At 52.3% G+C, this 11,185-nt stretch carries 9 protein-coding genes; 2 read left to right on the top strand and 7 right to left on the bottom strand.

The features are described from left to right. Nucleotides 1-7: 7 nt before the first annotated feature. The 7 genes from panB to thpR all read right to left on the bottom strand — a co-directional run bounded on the left by panB (nucleotide 8) and on the right by thpR (nucleotide 5,719). On the bottom strand, nucleotides 8-802 hold the full coding sequence (gene panB, locus A9B99_RS15215) for a 3-methyl-2-oxobutanoate hydroxymethyltransferase (RefSeq protein ID WP_064598886.1): 795 nt from the start codon (nucleotides 800-802) through the stop codon (nucleotides 8-10). 151 nt (nucleotides 803-953) lie between these two features. Next, nucleotides 954-1,433 (bottom strand): 2-amino-4-hydroxy-6-hydroxymethyldihydropteridine diphosphokinase, encoded by a 480-nt coding sequence (gene folK / locus A9B99_RS15220; RefSeq protein ID WP_064598887.1) that lies wholly within the window; start codon nucleotides 1,431-1,433, stop codon nucleotides 954-956. Continuing rightward, nucleotides 1,430-2,827 (bottom strand): polynucleotide adenylyltransferase PcnB, encoded by a 1,398-nt coding sequence (pcnB, locus tag A9B99_RS15225; protein WP_074388817.1) that lies wholly within the window; start codon nucleotides 2,825-2,827, stop codon nucleotides 1,430-1,432. The genes folK and pcnB overlap by 4 nt, the downstream gene beginning before the upstream one ends. Before the next feature lie 50 nt (nucleotides 2,828-2,877). Then, nucleotides 2,878-3,774, bottom strand: a complete 897-nt coding sequence (gene gluQRS, locus A9B99_RS15230) for a tRNA glutamyl-Q(34) synthetase GluQRS (RefSeq protein ID WP_064598889.1) — start codon at nucleotides 3,772-3,774, stop codon at nucleotides 2,878-2,880. 67 nt (nucleotides 3,775-3,841) lie between these two features. Further along, entirely contained in the window at nucleotides 3,842-4,297 is a 456-nt protein-coding gene (dksA, locus tag A9B99_RS15235; protein WP_036106071.1) for an RNA polymerase-binding protein DksA, read from the bottom strand. Nucleotides 4,298-4,475: 178 nt separating this feature from the next. Beyond that, nucleotides 4,476-5,180 carry a DNA/RNA nuclease SfsA gene (gene sfsA, locus A9B99_RS15240; protein WP_064598891.1) on the bottom strand — a complete coding sequence of 235 codons (705 nt, stop codon included), beginning with the start codon at nucleotides 5,178-5,180 and terminating at the stop codon, nucleotides 4,476-4,478. Further along, nucleotides 5,180-5,719, bottom strand: coding sequence for an RNA 2',3'-cyclic phosphodiesterase (gene thpR, locus A9B99_RS15245; protein WP_064598893.1), 540 nt, complete (start codon nucleotides 5,717-5,719; stop codon nucleotides 5,180-5,182). The genes sfsA and thpR overlap by 1 nt, the downstream gene beginning before the upstream one ends. A gap of 97 nt (nucleotides 5,720-5,816) precedes the next feature. On the opposite strand from thpR, the gene hrpB reads away from it, so the two are divergent. Together hrpB and mrcB are read left to right on the top strand one after the other, a co-directional pair. After that, nucleotides 5,817-8,264 (top strand): ATP-dependent helicase HrpB, encoded by a 2,448-nt coding sequence (gene hrpB / locus A9B99_RS15250; RefSeq protein WP_064598895.1) that lies wholly within the window; start codon nucleotides 5,817-5,819, stop codon nucleotides 8,262-8,264. A gap of 100 nt (nucleotides 8,265-8,364) precedes the next feature. Beyond that, nucleotides 8,365-10,920 carry a bifunctional glycosyl transferase/transpeptidase gene (gene mrcB, locus A9B99_RS15255; protein WP_064599014.1) on the top strand — a complete coding sequence of 852 codons (2,556 nt, stop codon included), beginning with the start codon at nucleotides 8,365-8,367 and terminating at the stop codon, nucleotides 10,918-10,920. Nucleotides 10,921-11,185 lie beyond the last annotated feature (265 nt).

Below are 11,185 nucleotides of genomic sequence, written 5' to 3' on the forward strand. Positions count from 1 at the left end.
ACTCCCGTTACTGAAAACTATGTTCTTCACCCGGATAAACACCCGTTTCGACTTCGTGAACGTAGGCCCGAACGGCTGCGCGTATATCACCCGTTTCACGAAGAAAATCTTTAGCAAATTTCGGGATATGCCCGCCGGTGATCCCGAATGCATCATGCATCACAAGAATCTGCCCGTCAGTGACATTACCTGCACCAATACCAATCACCGGAATGGATAACGCTTGGGTTACCCGTTCAGCTAAAGCTACCGGAACACACTCCAGCACCAGCATTTGTGCCCCTGCCGCTTCAAGTGCTTTGGCGTCATCAAACAGGGTTGCTGCGGCAGCAGTATCACGGCCCTGAACTTTATAACCACCGAAAATATTGACTGACTGTGGCGTCAGCCCCAGGTGGCCGCAAACCGGCACAGCACGCTCGGTAAGCATACGCACGGTATCTGCAAGCCAGCTTCCCCCTTCGAGTTTTACCATATTGGCTCCGGCACGCATCACGGTTGCCGCATTCTCAAAGGCTTGCTCCGGCGTGGCATACGCCATAAAAGGCAAATCAGCCAGTAACAGGCATTCCGGCGCGCCACGGCGTACTGCGGTTGTGTGATAGGCAATATCTGCAACTGTTACAGGCAAAGTGGAATCGTGCCCCTGAACGGTCATCCCCAGAGAATCGCCGACCAGCATTACCCGAATCCCTTCATCGAAAAAGAGTTTTGCAAAACTAAAATCGTAGGCGGTTATAGTCGCAAATTTCTTGTTCTGGTCTTTTAGCTGGCGCAGGTGAGTCATGGTGGTTGGTTTCATGGTTACCCCGTCGCATCATAGGAAAAATATAGGACAGGGCATTCTAGAAGAATGTGGGGGGAGGTGTTAGTTATTTTGCGCTGAATTCGGTTGACGGGTGACCAGGAAAGCAGCACTCGACTGACTGAAATGATCCAGCTCGAAAAAACGACTACCAGCGTTCTGGCGGGGTATCTTTCAGGCAGGACAGGCAGTCACGCAAACTTTGCCCATCAGGGAAAAATAAATCTGGTGCCAGTTGGAACAAAGGCCAGAGCATGAACATACGATGCTTCATATCGTAATGCGGGATGGTCAGGCGTTCATTCTCAATGGTGTCATTGCCATACAGCATGATATCCAGATCCAGAGTTCGCGGCCCCCAGCGTTCTGCTTTACGTACCCGTCCTTGTTGGCGTTCAATTTCCTGCGTGTTATCCAGCAAAGCCAGAGGCGTGAGGGTTGTGTCCAGCGCAACGGCGGCATTCAGGTAATCAGGCTGATCCTGCGGCCCAAGGGGTGGGGTACGGAAAAAAGGCGAGACAGCAACCACCTGGCTATCAGGCAATTGTTTCAGTGCATCAATGGCAGCCTCTACCTGGTTTAGTGGAGACGCCAGGTTGCTGCCAATAGCGATATAAACCCGCGTCATGAATTGCCTTCACGTCTCGGGGTTCTCCGGCGGGGGCGATGGCGCTTACGGCGAGCGGGACTGTCATCACCTAGCTGGTTGAGCATTTCTTTTTGCACCGGCGGTGTTGCAGCCTGGAATTCACCCCACCATTGAGCAAGGCGCTGTAATTCCGGGTTACGTTCCGCTTCAGCCCGCATTTCCAGTAAATCGTATGCTGCACGGAATTTTGGATGTTCCATCAATTTCCATGCACGTTTACCCTGGCGGCGTGAGAGACGTAATTGTAATTGCCAGATATCACGGATAATGGTGGTAATGCGTTTCGGGATAGCCAGTGAGCGGCACGCTTCGTCCAGCAAGTCATTCATGGCCAGCGAAAAAGCGTCAAACCAGGTCAAACCACCTTCATGAGCAATTTTTTGCGCCATTTCCTGTTGGGGATACCAGTAAATCGCCGCAAACAAAAACGCCGGGTTCACGCGCAAATCATTCTGCAAACGCGAGTCGGTGTTCTTGAGTACCCGGGTGATAATACGCTCCATCGGGCTGTCACCATGCTCGGTGAAATAGCGCGCAATACCCGGAAACAGGGGTTGAAAAAGTTGGTACTGGCACAGTAGCTGATAAGTCCGGTAACCATAACCCGCCTGCAGCATTTTAAGCGATTCTTCAAACAGGCGGGCAGGGGGAACATCATTTAGCAGAGAAGCAAGGCGTGGAATCGGCTCGGCTGTTTCCGGGCTGATTGTCATATTCAATTTGGCGGCAAAACGAACGGCACGCAGCATACGTACCGGGTCTTCCCGGTAACGTGTTTCCGGGTCGCCAATCAGGCGAATAATGCCTTCCTGCAAGTCTTGCAGACCACCGACATAATCACGAATCGTAAAGTCAGCGACATTGTAATAAAGGCTGTTAATTGTAAAGTCACGCCGTTGGGCGTCTTCTTCAATCGACCCGAAGATGTTATCGCGCAGCAACATGCCATTCTGGCCGAGCTGAGATGTGGTTCTGTCACTGTCATGTAATTCGTGATGACCACGGAAGGTGGCAACTTCGATAATTTCCGGGCCGAACATAACATGAGCCAGACGAAACCGGCGCCCGACCAGACGACAATTACGGAACAGTTTGCGCACTTGCTCCGGTGTGGCACTTGTGGTGACATCAAAATCTTTTGGGCGAGCGCCGAGGAGTAAATCCCGGACACCACCACCTACCAGCAGCGCGTCATAGCCTGCTTTATTTAGCCGGTAAAGTACCTTGAGGGCATTTTCACTGATATCTTTGCGGGAGATCGTATGCTGTTCTCGCGGGATAACGGTCATCTTCGGTTGCATAAGCACCTCAGGAGTTTCAGACTCCTCGCGGTTTAGCACCTTACGGCAAAAATTAGCGACTCGGGTAAAAATGTTGCACCTCTGTGTATCGTGGTCGGGATAAAACAGCGGCTAATCATAGCTCAGTGTTCACCATTTGAGAATGCCGGATTCGCGCTGACCGTAGCCGGAACATGACTTAATTGCCAGTTTTTTACTGCAAAAGCCAGCAACTCACCAGTATTCAGGTCTTGCCAGCCGGGTGGAACGGGTTGGTTAAGAAATGCTAACGCCTGGACAAGAACGGGCCTTGGGTCGCCTTGTGGCAGCGCTGGTGCGTGGTTTTGCTTGGATAATTTATCGCCATGCGCGTTACAGGCAAGGGGTAAATGAATATAGCCAGGTTCAGCCCAGCCAAAATACCGGTATAACGCTATTTGGCGCACTGTCGGTTCAATCAGGTCGGCGCCACGCACGATTTCTGTTACCCCCTGGAAATGGTCATCAACCACAACAGCCAGGTTGTAGGCGAACAGCCCGTCACGCCGATGAATGATAAAATCTTCCCTGGCCATTGCATCGCTGGCGTATATCTCGCCACGCAGTTTATCGTGAAAATGGGTAACTGGATGGGTTTGTCGTAGCCGAATCGCAGCGTGCCCGGCGCTATGGTGTTTATCCCGGCACCAGCCTGGGTAAAAACCCCCACTGGCCTGAATCTGAGCCCGGGTACAGGTACAAAAATAGCTCATGTTCTGGCTTGCCAGCCAGTGCAGAGCATCCCGGTATGCCTGGTGACGGTGCGATTGCCACAATACCTCGCCATCCCAGTGCAACCCATAATGTTCAAGCTGGCGCAAAATCGTGGTGGCAGCCCCCGGCACTTCGCGAGGCGGGTCGATATCTTCGATACGCACCAGCCAGACGCCCAGACAGGAACGAGCCTGGAGATAACTGCCTAATGCGGCAATCAGGGAGCCGAAATGTAACTCGCCAGAAGGTGAGGGAGCGAAACGCCCAATATAACTGTTTGCAGACATGATTCAGCGCGGGAGGTTGCTTCGGCGGGAAAGCCCGCCGAAGAAAGGGAGATTTACCGCGGGTGGATTAACCAGCCATTTGTTTTTCGCGGATTTCTGCCAGTGTTTTGCAGTCAATGCATAAGTCAGCGGTAGGACGGGCTTCCAGACGACGAATGCCAATTTCAACACCACAGGATTCGCAGTAGCCGAAATCTTCGTCTTCCACTTTCTTAAGCGTTTTTTCGATTTTTTTGATCAGCTTACGTTCACGGTCACGGTTACGCAGTTCAAGGCTGAACTCTTCTTCCTGGGCTGCCCGGTCAACCGGATCCGGGAAGTTTGCTGCCTCATCCTGCATGTGTGTTACGGTACGGTCTACTTCATCCCTGAGCTGATTACGCCATGCTTCAAGAATGCGCCTGAAGTGCGCTAATTGGGCGTCGTTCATATACTCTTCGCCCGGTTTTTCTTGATATGGTTCCACCCCAGCGATGGCGAGAATACTCAGGGACGATGTTTTACGGTTTTGCCCTTCTTGCATGTTGCTTCTCCTTAACACGCACTATCGATCCCCTGTCGGGGGAAAATCAGGTCGCTATAAATAACAGAAGCTTTTCCGGATAGCAATTATATAAACACACCTCTTGACAACCCTGTGAGGAAAAGCGTATTCACGCGCGCAGCATTTATCCAACAACATACTGACACGAAACAATCTGTTAGACCACAACATTGAGCGGGCGGTTCAGTACCATTTTTTCAGGGCTGATTGAGGCGCCCCAGGCATAAACCTCTACGCCGCTGTGCAGTGCCTGTTTCAGCAACTGCGCATAGGCCGCATCAATGTGGCTGGCGGGCGAGACACAGGTAATGGCGGTGTGTAACGCCGCAAACAGTAATACCGCGCGTTCCCCCTGTTCCGCAATTGCTATCAGTTCACGCAAATGCTTTTGACCACGGGTCGTCACTGCATCAGGAAAATAGCCCTGACCCTCGTCCGAGAGCGTGACAGACTTAACTTCAATATAGCAGTTAACCTGTTTACATGCCTGTAACATAAAATCGCACCGGCTGTTTTCGTGCCCGTATTTTACCTCACGCTTAATATTTTCATAGCCAGCTAAAGCTGGAATACATTCATCCCGCAAGGTTTCTTCTGTGAGTTGATTGGCACGCTGTGTGTTAACACAAATAACATCACCACTGTGAGTTTCTGTCAGTTCCCAGGTGCAGGCATACTTTCTTTTCGGGTTACCCGAGATGGAATACCAGACTTTGTCGCCCGGGCTGCCACACCCGGTCATCGCTCCCGTATTAGGGCAATGTAGTGTCAGGGCTTCGCCCTGTTCAGTAATAACATCAGCCAGAAAACGTTTATAGCGGCGTACCAATGTGGCAGGGCGCAGTGCAGGGGAAAAATCCATTAATTCTCCGGGTGCTCAAGGGGAAATTCAGCCAGCGGAGTATAGCGTGTACGGCCCCGGATAAATTGTGATTCATAAAGAACAAAATTATTGACGGTGAAAGACCAGCTAAAACCGGGGGCAGGGAGCCTGGCATCGCTCGCTGAGTTGCGCCACAGTGTGATATGGGGATGGAATGGCTGCGGGCTTTGGTAGCAGCCATTGCGCGCCGCTTGCGCACGCAGCATATCAGCCAGCGACAGTAATCCCCGCGCCGGGCTGCGGGTTCCCAGCCAAATCACCTGTGAACGCATCCATAACCCGGCGTCATCCAGTGTCAGAGAAAAACTACGCTGGTGAATTCTGCGGGCCAGTTGCATCAATACTTGTTGTTTCTCAGCGGTAACATCACCTAAAAAGGCCAGGGTCAGATGAAGGTTTGCCGCTGCAACTGGTCGCCCGGTGGTTTCAGGGAAGTGTGTTGCGCGCCAGTCGATAATTTCCTGCTGCAGAGGCGTTGGCAGGGCAATGGCAAAAAAGAGCCGTTTGGTTTCAGGCATAGTCGTCTGCTGGTGTGGTAAAAGTTACGGGCCGTGCATAATCACAGCGTACAGCCTACAATGCTGCTCTTTTTATGTTAACCCCCTGGAGTGCTCTGTGTCGTTATTACCTGTTGCAGAAGTTGTGGATGAGCTGGTTTGTGCGCTGAACACGGCACCGCAGGTTTTGCTGAATGCGCCTACCGGTGCAGGTAAATCGACATGGCTGCCACTGCAATTATTGGCGCATTTTCGCGCTAAAGGGCGGATTATCTTGCTTGAGCCCCGCAGGCTGGCCGCGCGCAACGTCGCGCAGCGTCTTGCCGAATTGTTGGGTGAAGAACCGGGGGAGACAGTTGGTTACCGCATGCGGGCGCAAACCTGCGTTGGCCCGCGTACGGTGCTGGAAGTCGTCACGGAAGGGATTCTCACGCGCATGATTCAGCAGGATCCTGAGCTTAGCGGTGTGGCGCTGGTCATACTGGATGAATTTCACGAGCGTAGTCTTCAGGCTGATATGGCTCTGGCGTTATTGCTGGATGTTCAAACGGGGTTGCGTGACGACCTGCGGGTACTGATTATGTCGGCAACCCTGGATGATGAACGTCTGAGCACTTGTTTACCTGATGCGCCAGTGGTGGTTTCGCAGGGGCGTGCTTTTCCCGTCGAGCGCCGTTACCAGGCTCTGGCCAGCCATATCCCTTTTGATGTGGCTGTTGCCCGTGCAGTGAGCCAGTTATTACGGGAAGAAGCGGGCTCTTTGTTGTTGTTTTTGCCCGGTGTTGGTGAAATTCAGCGTGTGCAGGAGGCCTTGTCATCTCTTATTAGTGATGATGTGGTGTTGTGTCCTTTGTATGGCGCATTACCGCTGTCAGAACAACGCAAAGCGATTCTTCCTGCCGGAGAAGGTTTAAGAAAGGTGGTGCTGGCAACCAATATTGCTGAAACCAGTCTGACGATTGAAGGCATACGGCTGGTGGTGGACAGCGCTCAGGAGCGTGCAGCCCGGTTTGATATCCGTACCGGATTAACGCGTCTGGAAACGCTGCGTATTAGTCAGGCTTCTATGACTCAACGCGCTGGTCGTGCCGGGCGGCTTGAGCCGGGTATTTGTGTCCATTTGACCAGCAAAGAGCAGGCAGAACGGGCACCACTACAAAGCGAACCTGATATTCTGCACAGCGATATGAGTGGGCTGTTGCTGGAGCTTGCACAATGGGGCTGCCATGATGTTACAGCGTTGACCTGGCTGGATGCGCCCCCACATGCTGCGGTAACAGCTGCGCAAACCTTACTACAACTGTTAGGTGTTATGGATGCGCAATGGCGGCTCACTGAACTGGGGCGCCAGGTTGCTGCCTGTGGTGTTGAGCCGCGCGCCGGTGTGATGCTGGCTAATGCGCGAGATGCAGATGAGCGTGCGACAGCGGCAAAATTAGTGGCAATTATAGAAGAACCACCCAGAGGCGCTGATGGTGATTTGAATACTTTACTGTACCGCAACACGCCTCAGTGGAACCAACGCGCCCGGCAATTGTTACAGCGTGTCCACAGGAAAGAACCCGTAGGTGAAGTGAATAGCCAGTGTGCAACCCGGTTGTTGGCTTTGGCTTATGCTGACCGTATCGCCAGGCGGCGGGGGCAGAGTGGGCGCTATCAACTGGCGAATGGTATGGGGGCAATGCTGGACCAGGATAATGCACTGCACCGCTATGACTGGCTGGTCGCTGTGAGTCTGTTACAGGGCAACCAGTCACCCGATGCCCGGATCCTGCTTGCGCTGCCGCTGGATATTGACGCTGTACAGGCAGAAATGGGGCACCTGGTTGCAGTGCGCGACAGTGTGGAATGGCATGAAGAGCAGGGAACATTGCGCGCTATTCGCCGTTGGCAAATTGGTGAGTTGGTGGTGAAGAGCCAGCCACTTGCCAGGCCTTCTCAGGCGGATATGACTCAGGCGATTTTGAATGGCATACGTGATAAAGGTTTGTCCGCCCTGAACTGGACTGAAGCGTCACAACAAATGCGGGTGCGAATTGCCTGTGCGGCGAACTGGTTGCCCGAGTACAACTGGCCGTGTGTGGATGATGACGCATTATTGGCAAATATTGACACCTGGCTGGCACCGGAAATTCAACAGATTAGTTCTCGACAGGCTTTGCTGAATGTGGATTTAGTTAAAGCTCTTTGCAATTTACTGGACTGGTCATTACGTCAACGTCTGGATAGTGAGCTACCAACTCATTACACTGTGCCCACCGGGAGTCGGGTTGCCATTCGTTATTTTAGTGATAAACCCCCAATACTCTCGGTAAGAATGCAGGAAATGTATGGCGAAGCTGTGACCCCATGTATTGCACAGAATCGTGTTCCGCTAACACTGGAACTGCTTTCACCGGCAATGCGCCCGCTGCAGGTAACCAGTGATTTGAGCGGGTTCTGGCAAGGGGCGTATCGGGAGGTCCAAAAAGAGATGAAAGGGCGTTATCCCAAGCATCTCTGGCCGGACTCACCCGCGACAACTGCGCCGACCCGCAGGACGAAAAAGTACCAACCGCCAGTCTGAATCAGGCGGTTATCTGTTTTTTGAGAGATTTCTTGTTTCAGAATTGGCGCAAGCAATGAGAATCAAACGCCTGCGCCTGGCGTTTTTTTGGAGAAAAAGCATGGCGGGGAATGACCGCGAACCAATCGGACGTAAACCCAAATCTGGCCGTCCTTCAAAACCGAAAGCAAGCCGTCGCGGGCATCGGGATGATGATTACGATGACGAATACGACGATTACGACGATGAGTATGAGGACGAAGACGAGGAGCCCATGCCGAGTAAACGGAAAGGTAAGAAAAAGAGCCCTCCGGGCAAAAAGCGCTGGTTGCTGTGGTTACTGGTAAAACTGTTCATTGTTTTTGCAGTGATTGTCGCTGCATATGGGGTTTACCTCGACCAGAAAATCCGCAGCCGTATTGACGGGCAGGTTTGGCAATTACCGGCAGCCGTTTATGGCCGCATGGTAAACCTGGAACCCGATATGCCCACCAGCAAAAAAGAGATGATCAATTTGCTGGAAGCAACGCAATACCGTCAGGTGACGCGGATGACGCGCCCTGGTGAGTTTACTGTCCAGGCGAACAGTATTGAGATGATCCGCCGTCCATTTGATTTCCCTGATGGCAAGGAAGGTCAGGTACGGGCACGTCTGGTGTTTAATGGTGATCACCTGGATTCCATCCAGAACATGGACAATGGCCGCAGTTTTGGTCTGTTGCGTCTCGACCCGCGTCTGATAACCATGCTGTCTTCGCCCAATGGTGAAGAACGCTTGTTTGTGAAACGCTCAGGCTTCCCTGACCTGCTGGTGGACACGCTGATTGCCACAGAAGATCGGCATTTCTATGAACATGACGGGATAAGCCTGTACTCCATTGGCCGTGCGTTTATCGCGAATATTACTGCCGGGCGTGCTGTTCAGGGGGGGAGTACTCTGACGCAGCAGTTGGTCAAAAACCTGTTTTTGACCAATGAGCGTTCTTTGTGGCGTAAGGCCAATGAAGCCTATATGGCGCTGATTATGGACGCCCGCTACAGCAAAGACCGTATTCTGGAACTCTACCTGAATGAAGTCTATCTGGGGCAGAGTGGCAATAATGAGATTCGCGGTTTCCCGCTTGCCAGCCTGTATTACTTTGGCCGACCGGTAGAAGAGCTGAGCCTGGATCAACAGGCGTTGCTGGTTGGTATGGTGAAAGGGGCGTCATTGTATAATCCGTGGAGCCGGCCAAAACTGGCACTGGAGCGGCGTAATATCGTATTGCGCTTGTTGCAGGAGCAGAAAGTTATTGACCAGGATCTCTATAACACGCTAAGTGCGCGCCCGTTAGGTGTGCAGCCGCGTGGTGGTGTGATTTCACCACAGCCTGCGTTTATGCAACTGGTTAAACAGGAGTTACAGCAGAAACTGGGCGACAAGGTCAAAGATCTCTCCGGGGTGAAAATTTTCACGACATTTGATCAGGTTTCCCAGGATGCCGCAGAAAAAGCAGTGACCGAAGGGATCCCACAATTACGTAAACAACGTAAATTGAGCGATCTGGAAACGGCGATGGTTGTTGTCGACCGCTTCACAGGGGAAGTTCGGGCGATTGTTGGTGGAGCGAATCCTCAGTTTGCCGGGTATAACCGCGCGCTTCAGGCACGTCGCTCTATTGGTTCTTTGGCAAAACCGGCTACATACCTGACGGCACTGAGTCAGCCTAATCAGTATCGCCTGAATACCTGGATTGCTGATGCGCCTATCACTTTGCGTTTATCCAATGGCCAAACCTGGTCGCCGCAAAACGATGATAAGCGCTTCAGCGGGCAGGTGATGTTGGTGGATGCGCTCACGCGTTCAATGAACGTGCCGACGGTTAACCTGGGGATGACGCTGGGCCTGTCTTCTATTGTTGATACCTGGCAAAAACTGGGAGTGTCCAAAGACCAACTGACACCGGTACCAGCGATGTTGCTGGGTGCATTGAACCTTACCCCGATTGAGGTGGCACAGGCATTCCAGACCATTGCCAGCGGTGGAAACCGGGCAACATTATCCGTATTACGTTCTGTAATTGGTGAAGATGGTACTGTGCTGTATCAGAGCTTCCCGCAGGCGGAACGGGCTGTACCGGCTCAGGCTGCCTATCTGACGCTCTATACCATGCAACAGGTGGTTAGCCGTGGTACCGGCCATGCACTGAGTTTGAAGTTCCCGAAACTGCATTTGGCCGGTAAAACCGGGACGACGAACAATCTGGTGGATAGCTGGTTTGCGGGGATTGATGGCCGTGAGGTCGTGATTACCTGGCTTGGCCGTGATAATAACCAGCCAACACGTTTTTATGGTTCAAGTGGGGCAATGACGCTGTATCAGCGCTATCTCAGTAATGAGTCGCCAATGCCGCTGGATTTGGTGCCACCTGAGGACATTGTCGACATGAGCGTGGACGATATGGGGCAGTTCCAGTGCAACGGTGGTGGTGTACGTACATTACCGGTCTGGACCACCGACCCGTCAGTGCTGTGCCAGCAGTCTCAGCCAATGTCTCAGCAACCACCTGCGGCTGATGGGCAGCAAGGGCAACCGTCCCAACAACCGCAGCAACCGCAACAGCAGCAACAGCCTCAACAACAACAGAAGAATGATGGTGTGGCTGGCTGGATAAAAGAAATGTTCGGCAGTAATTAACCATACAGCCCCTGTACAATGGCATACTGTTTTCCCATTTTAGTTATGGGGAAGCAGTCGACATACAGGGGCTTTCTCTTACTAATACTGTAAAACGTAATACAGTCAGTGGTCAGAAGGGAAAATCTGGCTATATGTAAACCCGCCATTCAGGCTTGCTTCAGGCTGCCCAGTTCGCATATTATTCATCGATTATAATAATAATTCTCGTTTGCGTTCCTGTTTTCACTTGTCGGGGGCGTGATACTCACCGGGAATTCATTAT

This window comes from Mangrovibacter phragmitis, assembly GCF_001655675.1.
In the GTDB taxonomy this organism is placed as follows: Bacteria; Pseudomonadota; Gammaproteobacteria; order Enterobacterales; family Enterobacteriaceae; genus Mangrovibacter; species Mangrovibacter phragmitis.

Bases quoted from the DNA above. Each gene is read 5' to 3' on its own strand.
- panB (WP_064598886.1), bottom strand. From the start codon at position 802: ATGAAACCAACCACCATGACTCACCTGCGCCAGCTAAAAGACCAGAAC.
- folK (WP_064598887.1), bottom strand. From the start codon at position 1,433: ATGACGCGGGTTTATATCGCTATTGGCAGCAACCTGGCGTCTCCACTA.
- gluQRS (WP_064598889.1), bottom strand. From the start codon at position 3,774: ATGTCTGCAAACAGTTATATTGGGCGTTTCGCTCCCTCACCTTCTGGC.
- dksA (WP_036106071.1), bottom strand. From the start codon at position 4,297: ATGCAAGAAGGGCAAAACCGTAAAACATCGTCCCTGAGTATTCTCGCC.
- sfsA (WP_064598891.1), bottom strand. From the start codon at position 5,180: ATGGATTTTTCCCCTGCACTGCGCCCTGCCACATTGGTACGCCGCTAT.
- thpR (WP_064598893.1), bottom strand. From the start codon at position 5,719: ATGCCTGAAACCAAACGGCTCTTTTTTGCCATTGCCCTGCCAACGCCT.
- mrcB (WP_064599014.1), top strand. From the start codon at position 8,365: ATGGCGGGGAATGACCGCGAACCAATCGGACGTAAACCCAAATCTGGC.